This window comes from Methanobrevibacter sp. YE315 (genome assembly GCF_001548675.1).
Taxonomy (GTDB): Archaea; Methanobacteriota; Methanobacteria; order Methanobacteriales; family Methanobacteriaceae; genus Methanocatella.
In genome coordinates this window covers 1,614,918-1,632,211 of sequence record NZ_CP010834.1, presented here as the reverse complement: position 1 = coordinate 1,632,211, position 17,294 = coordinate 1,614,918, and the positions used below count along the sequence as shown (strand labels likewise).

Genomic DNA, 17,294 nt, shown 5'->3' with positions numbered 1-17,294 from the left:
GGTTTTTTTCATGAAGTTTGATATGGTAACTAAATCAAAAAGTTTTACTTCATCTGATTTTGGATGTAAGCCTGAAGAAAGGGAAATGTCTGAATATATTTCTAAAGGTGTTATCAATTTGGATAAGCCATCCGGTCCGACTTCTCATGAAATCGACTCTTGGATTAAAAGAATTTTACCGGTTGAGAAATCTGGACATGGCGGAACATTGGATCCTAAGGTTACCGGAATTTTGCCTGTGGGATTGGATGATGCAACAAGGGCTATTCAGTTATTGTTAACTGCTCCTAAGGAGTATGTTTGTCTTTTAACTTTCCACCAGGATGTTCCAGAAGAAAGGATACGTGAAGTATTTGCCGAATTCACTGGTAAGATATTCCAACTTCCACCTGTAAAATCTGCTGTAAAACGTGAATTGAGAACACGTAACATTTATTATTCAACAATTTATGAAATTGAAGGCCGTGATGTTTTATTCAGGATAGGATGTGAAGCTGGAACTTATGTTAGAACTTATTGTCACAATATTGGTGAAGCATTAGGCGTTGGAGCCCATATGGCAGAACTTAGAAGAACCCAAGTAGGTTCTTTCAATGAAAAGAATAATCTCGTTACACTTCAGGATGTAACTGACGCATACCATTTCTGGATAGAGGATGGTGATGAATCATTCTTGCGTAAAGCCATCATGCCGATGGAACGGGCTGCTGATTATTTGCCTAAAATCGTTATTAAAGACTCCGCAGTTGATGCAATATGCCATGGTGCGGACCTTGCATGCGGAGGTATTGCAGAATTGGCGGATAATATTCAAAAAAATGATATCGTTGCAATTGAAACTCTTAAGGGAGAATTAGTTGGAGCAGGTCATTCATTATTGAATTCCAATGAAATTTTAGAATCAGATTCCGGTTTTGCTGTTAATGTTTCTAAAGTGTTCATGAAACCTGATACATATCCAAGATTCTGGAAATGATATTGTTATTTCTAATCAGTTAACTATTTGTTAATGTAATTGCTATTTTTTTGTTAAGTTTTAAAAAAAAGAAAAGGGAATGGAAAAGCTAGAAAGCTCCTCCACCTCCACCACCTGATCCTCCTCCGAGACCACCGAATCCACTGGAGTCGGATGATGGGTTAAGTGTAGTTTCACTAGTATGGTAAGCGCTATCCATCAGACCATATCCTCCGTAATAATGGTACATGAATATTCCATCGTCATAATCGGATATGTTCGGCACTTGAAGTTTCATGGATTCGTAGACTTCATCAGCTACTCCAAGCGCGGTACCATAAATCAAGTACTTTTTCCATACAACGATTGATTCTGGAGGGTGTTCTTCAATTAAACTGTTGTCCTCTAAGAATTTCTTGAAATTATCCCATTTGAGGTAGAAGACTCTACCCTTTTCAGTCCATCTTCCAAAGATGTCTTCATTAAGAAACATCATTGCCACTGAGAATATTATTAGAAATATTCCGGCGATGATACAGTAAAATCCGTTTAAAAGATTGGTTATGAAACCTAATATAAGGATAATTATTCCAAATATCAATCCTCCGAACATTATAAAACTGCTGATAGTCGAACCGGTATCATCAAAGTAGTACGGTGCATTCGCTTTTTTTTCAACTGAATTTTCCCATTTTTCGATTTGATTGACAAACCATTGCGCTTCAGATTCTGAAGATAACCTGTCATTTAATCTGGAAAGATTCAATGAATTATCGTATGCGAAATGTGACAATGTATTAAATACGATTTTCTCGCTGCGACTCAATTCATTTTCCTTTTCATGATTAAATGTTAATATCAAATCTTTTGTTTCAGTGTTAGGGTCAACTTCAGTATATAGTTTTAGGATTTTCCTGTCAATCAGGTTCATGATGGATGATTCAAATCCTTTCATATTTGGTTTTCCAATATTGACTTTATTTTCAATAAGTGCATTAATTACCTCTGGAGGATCATTTGTAGGCAATTCTCTTTCATAGATTCCATCATAATCCACTTTTGGCTCTCTACCGTATTTTAGGTATGTAAATGCTGCGCCAATCGGGCTGAGAATTGACAGTAATGCCAAGCCTAAATATGTTGTGTTCCAGAAATTTCTCCCGTTCACACTATCGTTTAGGTTTTTCATTGCCATTTCCCTACCGTTTTGATTAACATGCTTTGCATAAGGCGCATTATCATCAAAATCTTCAATTGGCATTAAAAGAAGCAATTCATAGAATTCTCCTTTAGGAATGGATGTGGATATGGCAGTTATTCTATCTCCAGTTATTCTGCTTGTATAGTTATATTCCTGTGGATTTAGGAAATATTCATTACCTTCTTTTCCCGGTACGAAAATTGTGGCGTCTACAGATCCGACACCGACATCCCAATCTTCTCCCCATAGTTTGTATTGGAGTCCTCCAACATCATTAAAAAGAGTAACGACATTTTTCAAATCATAGCTGATAAAAACAGATACGGAGCAATCCCTTATTTTTTTAGTATGGGCTGCATCAGAATATAAATAGATTTTCAGACGTTTTTTACCGTCCTGGTCAATTTCCTTCAAAACAGGATAAGCGCCCTCTGCTTCTACATGGATATTCCCTATACTCTCTCCTGATTTTAAAGGAATATCCCTATAGACTCCATTGAATTCCCCATCAAATGTATAATCCAGCTGTTCTTCTACATGTAGAAGGCCGTTTTTTTCAACAGTCAACTCGATAAATGCTTTCTCTATGCTGTAACTCTTATCATCATCAGCTGAGACTATGGTCAATGTTGAAAATAATATCAGGAGGAATATGATTATACAAAATGTCTTTTTAACATTCATGTGGTATCCTCAATTTAAAATTTAACTTCAGGGACTGCTTTTTCTGCTTCAGGTGCTTCAAAGAATGATTCTTCTTTAAAACCAAACAAACGTGCAATGATGCTGCTTGGGAATTGTTGACAAGCATTGTTGTATTTTAAAACCACATCATTATAGAACTGTCTTGCATATGAAATTTTATCTTCGGTTTCAGTTAATTCGGATTGTAACTGTTGGAAATTACTATTTGCTTTAAGTTCCGGATAATTTTCAGCAACAGCAAACAATGATTTTAAAGCGCCAGTCAATTGGTTGTCTGCAGCACTTGCTTCTTCTATAGATGAAGCGTTCATTACGCTGGTTCTTGCTTTTGTCACTTCTTCAAGAACGCCTTTTTCATGAGCTGCATAACCTTTAACGGTTTCTACAAGGTTTGGTATTAAATCGTTTCTTCTTTTAAGTTGAACATCGATTTGTGCGTAACTGTTTTTCACGCGGTTTCTAAGTCCAACGAGGTTGTTGTACATGTGAATTAGTGTCACGACAACAAATATTATTAATATAATGACTACTATTATAATAATCCAATTCATTTTTTCACCTATTAATAAATATAATGATAATTTAAAATATACTTTGCTTTTTTATGTTTAATGTCCGGCAAATTATAATTATATTTGCAAAATAATTAATTTTTTAAAAATAGGGCTTTTAAACAATACCTTTATATATGTGTAACTAAATATATTATGTTATCATATTATTCTAGACAATATGATGTGCAAGTATTGCTAACTATTTTATGCCGAGATAGTCTAGCCTGGTAAGGCGCGAGACTGGAAATCTCGTGGGCGTTCAGCCCTCCTGGGTTCAAATCCCAGTCTCGGCGTTTATTAGTTTTTAACTATATTTTTTTATATCATTAAAAATACTTGTTAAACTGATATTTTTGCACTCTTAGCTTAATAAGCTAAGTTTATGATTTGTTGAAAGAACTGTGTTTTGCTAGTCAAAACATTCGAATCTATAATTTTACGTCTCGTAGGTTCGCTCTATAAATGGAGGTTATTTAATGGAAGACGATTTTAAGCATTTAGTGCGTATTTCAAGAAAGGATGTAAATGGTAATAAAACCATTGAACAAGCTTTAACCGAAATTAAAGGTGTTGGAATATCTTTATCTAAAACTATGTGCCGTACTTTAGACTTAGATTTAGACTCTAAAATTGGATACATTGCTGACGAAGATGTTTTAAGAATTGAAGAAATTTTAGAAAACCCACAGAAATTTGACATTCCTAGCTGGATGTTAAACCGTAGGGAAGACTATGAAACTGGTGACGACATTCACTTAATCGAATCTGATCTTGACATGACTTTAAGAGATGATTTGAACAGAATGAAAAAGACCAGAAGTTACAAAGGTAGAAGACACGAAGTTGGTTTACCTGTTAGAGGACAAAGAACCAAATCTACTTTCAGAAAAAGTTCTTCAGTTGGTGTAAAACGTTCACGCGGATAGACATGAACTTTTTTTTAAAAAAATTAAATATTTAAATTCAATTTTATTAAGGAGATGTTTTAATGGGACAACCTAGAAAAGCAAGGAAAAAGTATAATACACCACCACATCCTTGGAACGCGGAAAGAATTAAAAATGAAAATAAATTAATGACTAAATACGGTTTAAAAAACAAAAAAGAAATTTGGAAAGCTGATACTTTAGTCAGAAGATACAGTAGGGAAGCAAGATACTTACTCGGTTTTTCTGCTGATCAAATGCAAGAAGAAAAATTACAATTATTAGGACACTTAGCTAGAACCGGTGTTTTGCCTGAAGGTGCTGCTCTTGAAGAAATCTTAGATTTAAACGTTGAAGATATCTTAAGAAGAAGATTACAAACTATTGTATACAAAAAAGGTTTAGCTCGTACTCCTAAAGAAGCAAGAATGTTTGTTGTACATGGACACATTGCTTTAGCTGGTAAAAAAATCAACTCACCAAGTTATGTGGTTTTAAAAGGTCAAGAAGATGAAATCGGTTTCTACCGTTCTTCACCTGTAGCTAAACAAATTGAAGAATACAACAATAGCAAAGCTAATAAAGCTAATACTGAGGAATAAAGGGTGTAACTATGGCAAAAGATGAAAAATGGGGTATAGCTAATATTTACTCATCATTCAATAACACTATTATTACTGTAACAGATATTACTGGTGCTGAGACTATTTCTCAATGGTCTGGTGGAAGAGTTGTTCGTGCAGACAGACAACAAGCTTCACCTTTCGCAGCTATGGCTGCAGCAACCAGAATAGCTGATGATGCTAAAGAAAAAGGATTTGTTGGCTTACATATTAAAGTAAGAGCTCCTGGTGGAAATGGACCTAGAAGTCCTGGACCTGGTGCACAAGCTACTATTCGTGCTTTAGCAAGAGCTGGAATTAAAATAGGAAAAATAGAAGATATTACTCCTATTCCTCACGATGGTACTGGAAGACCTGGTGGTAAAAGAGGAAGAAGAGTCTAAGCGGAAGGGTTTAATATGGAGATAGAATTAAAGAGTCAAAGCAATGATGAAATTGTATTCATTGTTCGCGATGCAGAAGTGCCTTTTATCAATGCTATAAGAAGATGTGCTATGGTAAACGTACCTAAAATAGCTATCGAAGATGTGAATATTATCAGAAATGATTCTGCAATGTTTAATGAGGTACTCGCTCATAGACTTGGTTTAACTCCTTTAGTTTCTGATCTTGATGCTCTTGAAGGTTTATCTTTACCTGAAGATGATGACTGGGAAGAGTTTTCAAATGGTATCATGTTCAGTTTAAATGAAGTGGGACCTAAAGTAGTTTATTCTAAGGATTTAATATCTTCAGACTCAAAAATTAAACCAGTATACGATACCATTCCTTTAGTTAAACTTAAAGAAGGCGAAGAACTCAATATTGAAGCTGTTGCAAAAGTAGGTTACGGAAAAGAACATGCTAAATGGATGCCAACTACTGTTTGTGCATACAAGCAATATCCGGAAATCACTTTCAATGATGATATTGAAATTGATTATGATTGTGCTCAAGCATGTCCTAGAGGTGTTTTAAAATCTGACAGAAGGTCTAAAAAGATTAAGATTTTGGACATTGAAAACTGTACCATGTGTAAAAGCTGTGTTAGAGCTTCAACTAATGGATACATTAATGTAGGGTATCGTGAAAATGATTTCATATTTAGAATTGAAACTGATGGATCAATGCCTCCTAAAGAAGTTTTATTAAAAGCTTGTGAAGTATTAGGTGAAAAAGCAGATAAGTTTATCAGATTTAGTGATGAAGGAGGAAGTAAATAATGGTTAAAAAAGTTATAAAAACAAATCCTAACCTTATTGAACTTATTAATAAACTTTATGAACAATCAAGAAGTGAAGATGCAGCTATCTGGAAGGATGTTGCAGAAAGACTTTCCAGGTCTAACAGAAGAACCGCTGAAGTCAATTTGTCTGACATTGCAAGACATGCTGAAGCTGGTGAAACTATTTTAGTACCGGGTAAAGTTTTATCAAACGGTGATTTAACAGAAAAAGTAGATGTAGTAGCATTAAAATTCTCAGCTAAAGCACAAGAAAAAATCGAAAGTGCTGGTGGAGAATGCATCTCAATTGACGAGATAATCGAATCAAATCCTAAAGGGTCAAACATTAGGATCATGGAATAGATAGGGTGTTATTATGATTATTGATGGAGAAGGATGCGTTTTAGGAAGATTAGCTAGTATTACTAGTAAAAATCTTTTAGAAGGCGAAGAAGTAGTTATTCTTAATGCTGAAAAAATTATGTTAACTGGTAACAAGGATTGGGCTTATGCTAAATACAAACAAAGAGTTGACAGGGCAAGTATTTCTAACCCTCGTGACTTAGGTCCTAAATATCCTAGAAGACCAGATGATATATTTAGAAGAACTGTAAGAGGAATGTTACCTTTCAAAAAAGCTAAAGGTAAAACTGCATTCAAAGGTTTAAAAGCATTTGTTGGTGTACCAGCAGAATATGCAGATGCAGAACTCACTTCAGTTCCGGAAGCAGAATACAAAGATCTTAAAAAAGGTATTGAATTAGGAGAAATCTCCAAACTTTTAGGAGCTACCTTTTAGATAAATGGATGTGTAATTATGGTTAAAGTTATTCATACTAGTGGAAAACGTAAAACAGCTATCGCAAGAGGTACTGTTCGTGAAGGAACCGGTAAAGTTAGAATTAACAGAGTTCCTTTAGAACTTTATTCTCCAGAGCTTGCTAACTTGAAATTACAAGAACCATTAATCTTAGCTGGTGACTTAGCTAATGAAGTGGATATTAATATCCGCGTTTTTGGTGGAGGAGTAATGGGTCAAGCTGAAGCTGCACGTATGGTAATTGCAAAAGGACTCGTCCAATGGTCACAAGATATGGATTTAAAAGAAAAATTCATACAATATGACAGAACCATGTTAGTAGGTGACCCAAGACGTTCAGAACCTAAAAAATACGGTGGTCCTGGTGCAAGAGCACGTAAACAAAAAAGTTACAGATAATTCTTCTGTAATTTTATATTTTAATTAAAATTAAAAAAGATGATATAAATGATTCCTATTAGATGCTTAAGTTGTGGAAAACCTGTTTCAGCTCTTTTCGATGAATACAATAAAAGAATTGCAGCTGGTGAAAAGTCAAAAGATGTTTTGGATGACTTAGGGTTAACTAGATACTGTTGTAGAAGAATGTTAATTTCTCATGTCGAAACATGGGAATGAATTTTTCAATTCGTAGGGATATTTTTTAATTAAAAAATATAATCTTGGTAAAATATATGCCTAAAAAATGGAGTAATATTCATGAATGTTGAAAAAAAATTGACAAGGTTTGAAAGAGCTAGACTTCTTGGAGCTAGAGCAATCCAAATATCTATGGGTGCTAAGCCTTTAGTCGAAATTAAAGATTCTTTAGATCCGATTGATATAGCTTATGAAGAACTTAAAGCTGGAGTTTTACCATTAGATGTTATTAGAGATGAATAAATAGTTTTTTCTATTTATTCCTAATATTTATTTAAAAAAAATAAAAAATACCAACATAACTCTATAAAGAAACTTACTGATTTTTTAAAGAGTATAGATTATATGGTAATAAATTAAATGGCACTGAGGTGTTTTTTTTGGTTAGTATAATAGAAGACGTCCAAGTTCGAAAGATTTTGGACAGCAGAGGAAACCCGACTATCGAAGTAGATGTCGTTACTTGGAATAGTTCAGGTAGAGCTGCTGCGCCTAGTGGAGCAAGTACTGGTTCAAGAGAAGTAGTACCATTCCCTAAAGGTGGAATTGATGAAGTTGTAAGTGAAATGGAAGATATGATCGCTTCTGAACTCATCGGTATGGATGCTGAAGATTTGGCAACCATCGATGAAGTATTGAGGGAAGTTGATGGAACTGATAATCTGTCTGCTATCGGCGGTAACACTACTGTTGCAATCTCAATGGCAGCGGCCAAAGCTGCAGCTGCATCTTACAATATGCCATTATATAAATACATTGGTGGAAATTTAGTAAACGAATTGCCTTTCCCTCTTGGAAACATGATGAATGGCGGAGCGCATGCGGGCATTAATGCACCGGATATTCAGGAATTTTTGGTTGTTCCTGTTGGTGCCAGCAATGTCATGGATGCAATTTTTGCAAACGCTTCAGTTCATAAAAAACTAAAAGAACTGATTCAAACCAAGGATTCAAATTTCACTGGAGGCAAAGGTGATGAAGGAGGTTGGGTTCCTAATATCACTAATGATACCGCTTTGGAAATTCAAGCTAAAGCTTGTGAAGAGGTTGGTGATGAATTAGGTATTGAAATCAGACCTTCTTTAGATATGGCTGCATCCGAATTATGGGATGCAAAAGAGCAAAAATATATTTATGCTCAAGATGGTATTAAAAGAGATACCGGTGATCAAATCGATTTCGTAAAAGATATTATTGATACTTATAATATATTTTATGTAGAAGACCCATTTGATGAGTCTGACTTCGATGGATTTGCTCAATTAACTGCAAAAGTCGGTGATAAATGCCTTGTTTGTGGAGACGATTTGTTTGTAACAAATAAGGAACTCCTATCAAAAGGTATTGAAATGAATGCTGCTAATGCAATCATCATTAAACCGAATCAGATCGGTTCATTATCCGAGACTTATGCAACTGTAAAATTAGCTAAGGAAAATAACATAGTTCCCGTAGTATCTCACAGATCCGGTGAAACTACCGATGAAACCATTGCTCATTTGGCAGTAGGATTTTCATCCCCTATGATTAAAACCGGAGCTATTGGTGGGGAAAGAATTGCTAAACTAAACGAGCTTATTCGTATTGAAGAGGAACTCCCAAATCCTCAGATGGGAAAATTTTAAAATTGTTTTGGGGAAAATAAAATGGCTAAAGTAACTATTGATTATGATAAATGTGATGGTGCTGACTGCGCAGAATGCGCTGATGTCTGCCCAATGGAAGTATTAGTTCTTGAAGGGGACAAAATAGTAATTACTGACCCTTCAGAATGTAGTTATTGTGAAGTATGTATGGATGTATGTCCTAACGAATGCGTTAAAATTGAAGATGAAGATTAAATAGGTGAAAAAATGGCAAATGACGAACTTTTAATAGATTTAGATAATTATTTAGCAGCAGGTTTACACATTGGAACTCAACAAAAAACCAGTGATATGGAAAAATACATATTCAGAGTAAGATCCGATGGTTTATATGTATTAGATATTCAAAAAACCGATGAAAGAATCAGACAAATTGCAAAACTTTTAGCAAAATATGACCCAGATGATATTTTAGTAGTAGCTACCAGACAATACGGTCAAGCTCCTGTTAAAAAATTCGGTGAAATTACCGGTGCAAAAACCATTCCTGGTAGATTCATTCCTGGTACTTTAACAAACCCAAATTATGCTAAATTTATTGAACCAAAAATTATTGTCGTAACTGACCCAAGATCAGATGCACAAGCAATTCTCGAATCCAAACAAAACGGTATTCCTGTAATTGCATTATGTGATACTGAAAACTTGCTCAGTTTTGTTGATATTGCTGTACCTGTAAACAACAAAGGTAGAAAAGCTATTGCTTTAGTTTACTGGTTACTTGCAAGACAAATCTTAAGAGAAAGAGGAGACATTCCTGAAGACGGTGACTTGGATATTGATTCAACTGATTTCGAACTTAAATTTTAAGTGAGTTAAATGTTAAGAAAACCTGCTGTAGCCGGATTATTCTATCCGGAGGATGCTTCAAATCTAAAAAGGCTTATTGAAAGTTGTTTTTTAGATGAATCCGGTGTTGGTTTCATACCGGAATTGAACAGTTTTGATGGGAAAGATTACCCTATAAACGTTATGGTCCCTCATGCAGGTTATCAATACTCTGGCGCAATAGCTTCTCATGGCTATTGCAAAATCGTTCAAAATGGTTTTCCTGAAGTTTTCATAATATTAAGTCCAAATCATACTGGTTTAGGTAGTGAAGTTTCTGTTTTCAATGAGGGGGAATGGATTACTCCTCTGGGAAATGTTGAGGTGGACAAAGAGTTTGCAGATGAAATAATATCCTCTTCGGATTTTGCATCTGCCGATTTTTCTGCTCACATTCGTGAACACAGTATTGAAGTTCAGCTACCGTTTCTTCAGTATTTTTCTTCTGATTTTAAAATTGTTCCCATAACTATGGGTTCCCAAAGCTTTCTAGCTTCAAACGATTTAGCAAAATCCATATTCGAAGCAGGAAACAAATTGGGCAAATCATATGCAGTTATTGCAAGTACGGATTTGTCCCATTTCAATAATCAGGAAAAAGCAAATAAGGTCGACGGCTTTGTTTTAGAGGATATTGAAGAGATGAATGAATTCAAATTATTCGAAGAAGTGATTCAATACAATATTACCATGTGTGGTTACGGGCCTGTAATGACTACAATTGTCATCTCTAAAATGGCAGATAAAAACGAATCTGAAATTCTTGCATACCAAACAAGCGGTGATGTGACTGGCGATTTTAGTTCGGTTGTAGGTTATGCTTCAGGTATTTTTAAGTAAGGTGTATTCATGATAGCTAAAGCTTCTGCTCCGGCAAAAACAATTCTATTCGGTGAACATTCAGTCGTTTATGATGAACCTGCAATTGCGGGAGCGGTAAATAAAAGAGCTTATATTACAATTAGAGAATCAAACAATGAAAAATCCATTTTCAAAGCACCTGATATAGGATTTGAAGCTGAATTACTCTCACGTCAGAAAAAATACATTTTAACAAAAGGAAAACCAGGTATTATTAGATATATTTTAGAATCTCTTTATAGAGCACATGACCACAGTCCAATAGAGGTCACGTTATCTTCAAATGTTCCTATTGGTTCTGGATTAGGTTCATCAGCAGCGGTTACAGTGGCTATGCTGGCTGCATTATACAGATATCATAACGTTCGTTTCAATAAAAAGTCTTTAGCCCATGATGCCCATATGGTTGAACAGGCTGTTCAGGGAGTGGCCAGTCCTTTGGATACATTGGTATCCACCTATGGAGGATTGGTTTATCTGTCTAGAAACAAGAAAGTTGAACATTTTAAAGTCAATTTCAACGCTCCTTTTGTTGTTGGATATACAACAAAGCATGGAAATACAGGCAAAATGGTTAAAGATGTTAGAAATCTGAAAAACAGGAATCCTAAAATCATAAATCCTGTCATTACAGCTATGGGAAATCTTACCAATTATGCTAAGCAGGCTATTTTGAAGAAAGATTTCAACAAGGTTGGAGAATTGATGAATATCAATCATGGATTTTTGGATGTTTTGGGAGTAAACACTTTAGAACTTTCACGTATGGTATATAATGCAAGGGAAGCAGGAGCTATTGGATCCAAAACCACTGGCGCTGGTGGTGGAGGTAGTATTATTGCACTTTGTCCTGGAAGAGTTGATGAAGTGGCAAGTGCTATTGCTCGTGATGATAACATTTTAAAAATTAGATTTACTAAAAGAGGGGTTTCTTCAAGGGTTTACAAGTGATTTTATGATTATTTTAAAAATTGGCGGGAGCATTCTGACAAACAAGGATTCCTCAGAAAGTGAAGTTGATGCTGGGAGTCTTGAAAGAATCGCTCGTGAGATAAAATCCTCCCTGGACAATTCTTTTAAAGAGTTAATAATAGTCCATGGTGCCGGTTCATTCGGACATCCTCCTGCTAAGAAATATAAAATTGGTGAGGCATTCGACAAATCTGAGTTTCCAGAAAAAAGAATCGGTTTTTGCGAAACTCAAAATGCCGTTAAGAAATTAAATATGCATGTCTGTGAAGCATTTATCAAGGAAGGTCTGCCTGTTGTGGCAATTCCTGCTTCAAGTTTCATGACAGCAACCAATAAAAGAATTACTCACGGCAACTTGGATTCATTTAAAAGATATCTTGATAAAGGATTTATTCCCGTAATCTATGGGGATGTTGTTTTAGATGATGAGTTGGAAATCTGCGTTATTTCAGGCGATCAGCTCATTCAATATCTGGCAGTGAATCTTAGCCCTGATGAAGTCATTCTCGGAACTGATGTGGATGGCGTTTATAATAAGAACCCTAAAACACATGATGATGCTATATTCTTTGATAAGTTTTCATCCCTCGAAGATCTGGATACCTTGGAGGGCACAACCAATGTCGATGTTACCGGTGGAATGGTTGGAAAAATCAAAGAATTGTTATATTTAGCAGATTTAGGAATTGAATCTAAAATAATAAATGCTGAAGTCGAAAATAATATTTTTAAAGTATTGGAAAACGAAAAGGTCAAAGGAACTATAATTTCAAGGGGAAATTAATTTATGATTTCAGATAGAAAATTAGAGCATTTATTAATTTGTGAAAATTATGATGTTGAATTTAAGGATAAAACCAATGGATTTGAAGATATTGAATTGATCCATAATGTGTTGCCTGAAATTGACAAGCAGGAAATTGATTTATCAACTTCCGTTTTTGGTAAAAAATTAGATTCACCTTTATTCATAACAGCTATTACAGGAGGCCATCCTTCTGCAAAAGCAATCAATAGACAGTTGGCAATTGCTGCTGAAAATAATAATATTGCTTTAGGTGTCGGATCTCAAAGAGCAGCTTGTGAACACCCTGAATTGGAAGATACTTATACTGTTGTTCGTGAAAATGCGCCTAATTGTTTATTAGTTGGTAATATTGGAGCACCTCAATTGAACTTGGCTGAAAAAGCGGTTGAGATTTTGGATGCTGATATATTGGCCATTCATCTAAATCCTCTTCAAGAATCAATACAGCCTGAAGGTGATTTGGATGCAAGAGGATACACTGACTTGATTGCTCAAATTACTGATGCAGTTGACATTCCGGTGCTTGCCAAAGAAACAGGTTGCGGCATTTCAGCCGAATCAGCTAAGATATTGGTTGAAGCGGGTGTTGACTTTATTGACATCGAAGGTGCTGGAGGAACCAGCTGGGCGGCCGTTGAAACATACAGATCTGATGACAAATATCTTGGGGAGATATTCTGGGATTGGGGTATTCCAACTGCAATCAGTACAGTTGAAGTAACTAATGCAGTGGATGTTCCTGTTATTTCTTCTGGAGGTATCAGAACAGGTCTTGAAGCGGCTAAAGCTATTGCTCTTGGAGCTGATGCTGTTGGTATGGCATTACCATTCTTAAAAAATTCTGATTCACAGGAAAAATTAAACAAATTTATTCAAAGATTTAATGATTCATTAAGGATTGCAATGTTTTTAGTTGGAGCTAGCAACATTGAAGAATTGAAACAATCTAATTTAGTTATTCGAGGAAAAACAAGGGAATGGCTAAACGAAAGAGGTATTAACACAAAAAATTATTCAAGGAGATGAAACATGAGCGTTGAAGTAATCGCTATTGGTGGATACCAGGAAGTTGGGAAAAACATGACAGCGGTCAAAATTGGTGAGGACGTCATCATTTTTGATATGGGTATTCACTTGGACAGGATTAGTATGCATGAAGATACTGATATCGATAGAATGCATAGTTTAGATTTAATTGAACGGGGGGTTATTCCGGACGATACATTAATGAAGGATGTTGATGGTAAAGTAAAAGGAATAGTCTTTTCACACGGTCATTTAGACCATATTGGTGCTGTTGCTAAATTGGCACATAGATATGACGCACCATTAATTGGAACACCATATACTGCTGCGTTAATTGAAAAGCAAATAAAAGGAGAACGTAAATTCAAGGTAACTAATCCGATTAGGCCTTTGAATCCTGGAAACAAATTAAAGCTTTCAAAAGACATTACATTGGAATTTGTCCAATCAACTCACAGTATTCCACAAGCAGTATTTCCGGTATTGCATACTCCGGAAGGAATTATTATTTATGCTTTAGACTTTAAATTTGATAATCATCAAAAGGTGTCACCTCCTCCTGATTATAAAAGATTAAAGGAATTGGGCAGGAAAGGTGTGCTTGCTTTAATTGTAGAAACAACTAATGCTAAAAATTACAATGAGGTAAAGACTCATTCTGAGCGTATTGCACGTAATATTCTTGAAGATGTGATGAAAGGACCATTGCAAGAGAAAAATGGTATGATTGTTACAACATTTTCATCTCACGTAGAACGTGTTCAGGCTATTGCGGATATTGCTAAAAAAAGCCATAGGGAAATATTTTTCCTTGGAAGGTCAATGGAAAGGTTCTGCGGTATTGCGCAAAAATTAGGAATTCTAAAGCTTCCTAAAAATGCCTGCATTTATGGATCTCCAAAAGCTGTAAATAAGGCATTAATAAGGGCTGATGAAGATAGGGCAAACTATTTGCTTGTTACTACAGGACACCAAGGAGAGCCTGATGCATTGCTTCCAAGAATTGCCAATGGAAGAACTCCTTTTAATATCAAGAAAGGAGACAACATAATTATCTCCGCACCGATTATTCCAAACCCGACAAATGCTGCAAATAGGCATATTATGGAGAGAAGGTTAAAGGTTAAGGGTGCAAGAATTTATCCAAATGCTCACGTTTCCGGACACGCTGGAAGAGAAGACCATCGTGAATTCTTGCGTATGGTAAAGCCACAGCATATTATTCCAGCACACGGAGATTTATCAATGCTTGCAGCTTATGCTGAACTGGCTGAAGAAGAAGGATATAGAATAGGTTACGATATTCATATTTTAAGAAATGCACAAGCACAAGTTTTTAAAAGTTAGAGAGGTGAATGAATATGAGTGATGTAAAAGAAGTATTAGGGAATTATTCAACAGAAATTACTAAAACAATCGAAGAAGAGCTAGCAACAATTACTCCCGATAATCTTGCAGAAGCATCAGTTTACCTTACTAGAGCAGGAGGTAAAATGTTAAGGCCTGCTTTAACATTAATAACTGCTGATGCTGTTGGCGGTACTCAGGAATCTGCATTAAAGTCTGCTGCAGCCATTGAATTGATTCACACATTTTCTCTTATCCATGATGACATTATGGATCAGGATGACATGAGAAGAGGAATGCCTTCAGTTCATAAGGTCTGGGGTGATGATGTAGCTATATTGGCAGGGGACACCTTATTCTCAAAAGCTTTTGAAATAATTATTGGTACTGAAGGAACTAGTTCAGATCAAAATAACAAAGCTTTGGCTACTGTTGCGGATGCATGTGTGAAAATTTGTGAAGGTCAAGCGTTAGACATGGGATTTGAAGACAGGTTTGATGTTACTGAAGATGAATATATGGAAATGATTTTCAAAAAGACTGGTGCATTGATTGCCGCTGCAACCAAAGCTGGAGCCATTATGGGTGGAGCATCAGATGAAGTCATTGATGCAATGTATGAATATGGTCGTTTAATTGGTCTTGCTTTCCAGATTCAGGACGATTACCTTGATTTGGCTTCAGACGAAGAGACTTTAGGAAAACCGATTGGTTCCGATATTGGTAAAGGTAAGATGACCATTATTGCAATTAAAGGTTTGGCCAGTGATGATTCGGGAAGATTGCTTGAAATCTTAAAAGCTGAAAATAATTCTCAAGATGAGATAGATGAAGCAATTGAAATTTTAACAAATTGTGGTGCTATTGAATATGCTCGAAATCTTGCACTAGAATCTGTAGATAAATCCAAAGAAGTACTCGAAATATTGGATGATTCTTCATCTAAACAGATACTTATTGACATTGCAGATTTTGTACTTGAGAGAAGTGCATAAATTTTCTCTCACTTTTTTTATTTATTGATTCAATCGCTAATGTAAATTAATTTTTACTTTATTTTTTTAATAAAATTTTCAGATATTAACATGTTATTTTTGCTTGAAATTAAATAAAGTTAATAAGAATAAATATCAAAGATTTAATTATCAAATGGTGATTCTATGAGTTGTTATAAATATTGGGGAAAACTTGAAGAAATCGCAAACAAATTATCTAGTTACGGTGATTTGGATAAATACGGCGATTCTGCCCTAGATGACGTTGACATTAATGAAATAATCGAGATATTGGATGATGTTGAAATCATTGCACATGATAAAACAATTGATTTTGACTCAGCAAAACATATTCTTGATGACGAAAAGATGAACAGGGCCTTAAAGCTGATTAGAAAGTTTTATGTTTATGTCGGTGCCAGACTTGAAACGGAAAATGCATTGAAAATTTTAGAATCCGACAATCCAACAGAAACATTGGATTCCTTCCATTTCTATGACCGTTACATTGGTCTGATTGAAAATGAATCACAATTGGCTAAATTCAATCAAGAAAAAACATTTGTATTTTTAGGCTCAGGTCCTTTGCCATTAACACTGATAATGTTCAATAAGGTTTTCGGCTGCAAATGCATTGGAATCGAACAGCTTGAAGACGTTGCTGAATTGTCCCGTAAGGTTTTAAAAAGATTGGATCTCGATAAGGACATTGAGATAGTTGTTGGTGATGAAAAGGTCATTGAAAAATTGGATTATGATATCTTGATGGTTGCAGCTCTTGCTGAGCCAAAAGAAAGGGTATTTTCAAACATCTGGGAATTTGTTGACGAACAGACTCCAGTTATCTACAGGACCTATACCGGTATGAGAGCTATTCTATATGCTCCTGTTCTTGATAAGGACACTAGAGGTTTCCACAAGGAGGTAATGGTTCTTCCAACAGGAAATACTAATAACACTTCAGTTTTAATTAGAAAAATAGTTTAAATTTTAATTTCGGATTCCATGTCAAAACATGGAACCCATTTGTATATTTAGATTTTTGTGAAGTAATCGACTGGAATTCTATAGTTTAAACTAACAATTAAATTTGTGCCGGATGTTCACACTAGATATGCGTCCTAGAAATCCCAGTATTTTGATAATTGTTCTAATTATCATTCCTTATTCTATTTTAGGTAATA

Annotated in this window: 22 protein-coding genes and 1 tRNA gene; 21 read left to right on the top strand and 2 right to left on the bottom strand. The window is 35.2% G+C overall.

Annotated features, from left to right (window positions below; all coding sequences use genetic code 11):
• Nucleotides 1-10: 10 nt before the first annotated feature.
• Nucleotides 11-976, top strand: a complete 966-nt coding sequence (locus TL18_RS07325) for an RNA-guided pseudouridylation complex pseudouridine synthase subunit Cbf5 (protein WP_067043642.1) — start codon at nt 11-13, stop codon at nt 974-976.
• An 88-nt stretch (nt 977-1,064) separates the two neighbouring features.
• Here TL18_RS07325 and TL18_RS07320 read toward each other — a convergent pair whose 3' ends face one another.
• Complete coding sequence (locus TL18_RS07320) at nt 1,065-2,840, bottom strand: DUF2207 domain-containing protein (protein ID WP_067043639.1); 1,776 nt, start codon at nt 2,838-2,840, stop codon at nt 1,065-1,067.
• 14 nt (nt 2,841-2,854) lie between these two features.
• A complete protein-coding gene (locus TL18_RS07315; RefSeq protein ID WP_067043636.1) occupies nt 2,855-3,412 on the bottom strand; it encodes a LemA family protein in 558 nt (185 codons plus the stop codon).
• A gap of 211 nt (nt 3,413-3,623) precedes the next feature.
• On the opposite strand from TL18_RS07315, the gene TL18_RS07310 reads away from it, so the two are divergent.
• From TL18_RS07310 to TL18_RS07215, 20 genes are all read left to right on the top strand, one after another.
• A tRNA-Ser gene (locus TL18_RS07310) sits at nt 3,624-3,708 on the top strand.
• A 183-nt stretch (nt 3,709-3,891) separates the two neighbouring features.
• Nucleotides 3,892-4,341 carry a 30S ribosomal protein S13 gene (locus TL18_RS07305; protein WP_067043632.1) on the top strand — a complete coding sequence of 150 codons (450 nt, stop codon included), beginning with the start codon at nt 3,892-3,894 and terminating at the stop codon, nt 4,339-4,341.
• A 62-nt stretch (nt 4,342-4,403) separates the two neighbouring features.
• Nucleotides 4,404-4,943: a 30S ribosomal protein S4 gene (locus tag TL18_RS07300; RefSeq protein WP_067043629.1), complete on the top strand. Its 540-nt coding sequence runs from the start codon at nt 4,404-4,406 to the stop codon at nt 4,941-4,943.
• An 11-nt stretch (nt 4,944-4,954) separates the two neighbouring features.
• A complete protein-coding gene (locus TL18_RS07295) occupies nt 4,955-5,347 on the top strand; it encodes a 30S ribosomal protein S11 (protein ID WP_067043626.1) in 393 nt (130 codons plus the stop codon).
• Nucleotides 5,348-5,362: 15 nt separating this feature from the next.
• Complete coding sequence (locus tag TL18_RS07290) at nt 5,363-6,166, top strand: DNA-directed RNA polymerase subunit D (protein WP_067043623.1); 804 nt, start codon at nt 5,363-5,365, stop codon at nt 6,164-6,166.
• Nucleotides 6,166-6,531: a 50S ribosomal protein L18e gene (locus TL18_RS07285; RefSeq protein WP_067043620.1), complete on the top strand. Its 366-nt coding sequence runs from the start codon at nt 6,166-6,168 to the stop codon at nt 6,529-6,531. Before TL18_RS07290 ends, TL18_RS07285 begins: the two co-directional genes overlap by 1 nt.
• A gap of 13 nt (nt 6,532-6,544) precedes the next feature.
• A complete protein-coding gene (locus TL18_RS07280) occupies nt 6,545-6,967 on the top strand; it encodes a 50S ribosomal protein L13 (protein ID WP_082706436.1) in 423 nt (140 codons plus the stop codon).
• 18 nt (nt 6,968-6,985) lie between these two features.
• Nucleotides 6,986-7,387, top strand: a complete 402-nt coding sequence (locus tag TL18_RS07275) for a 30S ribosomal protein S9 (RefSeq protein WP_067043602.1) — start codon at nt 6,986-6,988, stop codon at nt 7,385-7,387.
• A gap of 48 nt (nt 7,388-7,435) precedes the next feature.
• The gene (locus tag TL18_RS07270) at nt 7,436-7,606 is read left to right on the top strand and encodes a DNA-directed RNA polymerase subunit N (RefSeq protein WP_067043599.1); all 171 of its coding nucleotides are present in this window, start codon (nt 7,436-7,438) and stop codon (nt 7,604-7,606) included.
• A gap of 81 nt (nt 7,607-7,687) precedes the next feature.
• Complete coding sequence (locus TL18_RS07265) at nt 7,688-7,870, top strand: DNA-directed RNA polymerase subunit K (RefSeq protein WP_067043597.1); 183 nt, start codon at nt 7,688-7,690, stop codon at nt 7,868-7,870.
• Nucleotides 7,871-8,007: 137 nt separating this feature from the next.
• On the top strand, nt 8,008-9,252 hold the full coding sequence (gene eno, locus TL18_RS07260; protein WP_067043594.1) for a phosphopyruvate hydratase: 1,245 nt from the start codon (nt 8,008-8,010) through the stop codon (nt 9,250-9,252).
• 21 nt (nt 9,253-9,273) lie between these two features.
• Nucleotides 9,274-9,468, top strand: coding sequence for a 4Fe-4S dicluster domain-containing protein (locus TL18_RS07255; RefSeq protein WP_067043591.1), 195 nt, complete (start codon nt 9,274-9,276; stop codon nt 9,466-9,468).
• 12 nt (nt 9,469-9,480) lie between these two features.
• Nucleotides 9,481-10,083 (top strand): 30S ribosomal protein S2, encoded by a 603-nt coding sequence (gene rpsB / locus TL18_RS07250; RefSeq protein WP_067043587.1) that lies wholly within the window; start codon nt 9,481-9,483, stop codon nt 10,081-10,083.
• Between the two features lie 9 nt (nt 10,084-10,092).
• On the top strand, nt 10,093-10,941 hold the full coding sequence (locus tag TL18_RS07245; RefSeq protein WP_067043584.1) for an MEMO1 family protein: 849 nt from the start codon (nt 10,093-10,095) through the stop codon (nt 10,939-10,941).
• 9 nt (nt 10,942-10,950) lie between these two features.
• Nucleotides 10,951-11,913, top strand: a complete 963-nt coding sequence (mvk, locus tag TL18_RS07240; protein WP_067043581.1) for a mevalonate kinase — start codon at nt 10,951-10,953, stop codon at nt 11,911-11,913.
• A gap of 4 nt (nt 11,914-11,917) precedes the next feature.
• On the top strand, nt 11,918-12,718 hold the full coding sequence (locus TL18_RS07235; protein WP_067043578.1) for an isopentenyl phosphate kinase: 801 nt from the start codon (nt 11,918-11,920) through the stop codon (nt 12,716-12,718).
• Nucleotides 12,719-12,721: 3 nt separating this feature from the next.
• The gene (fni, locus tag TL18_RS07230; RefSeq protein ID WP_067043575.1) at nt 12,722-13,768 is read left to right on the top strand and encodes a type 2 isopentenyl-diphosphate Delta-isomerase; all 1,047 of its coding nucleotides are present in this window, start codon (nt 12,722-12,724) and stop codon (nt 13,766-13,768) included.
• A gap of 3 nt (nt 13,769-13,771) precedes the next feature.
• Entirely contained in the window at nt 13,772-15,115 is a 1,344-nt protein-coding gene (locus TL18_RS07225; RefSeq protein ID WP_067043572.1) for an RNase J family beta-CASP ribonuclease, read from the top strand.
• Between the two features lie 14 nt (nt 15,116-15,129).
• Nucleotides 15,130-16,110 (top strand): short chain isoprenyl diphosphate synthase IdsA, encoded by a 981-nt coding sequence (idsA, locus tag TL18_RS07220; protein WP_067043569.1) that lies wholly within the window; start codon nt 15,130-15,132, stop codon nt 16,108-16,110.
• A gap of 165 nt (nt 16,111-16,275) precedes the next feature.
• Entirely contained in the window at nt 16,276-17,097 is an 822-nt protein-coding gene (locus tag TL18_RS07215; RefSeq protein ID WP_067043566.1) for a nicotianamine synthase family protein, read from the top strand.
• The last annotated feature ends 197 nt before the right edge of the window (nt 17,098-17,294 follow it).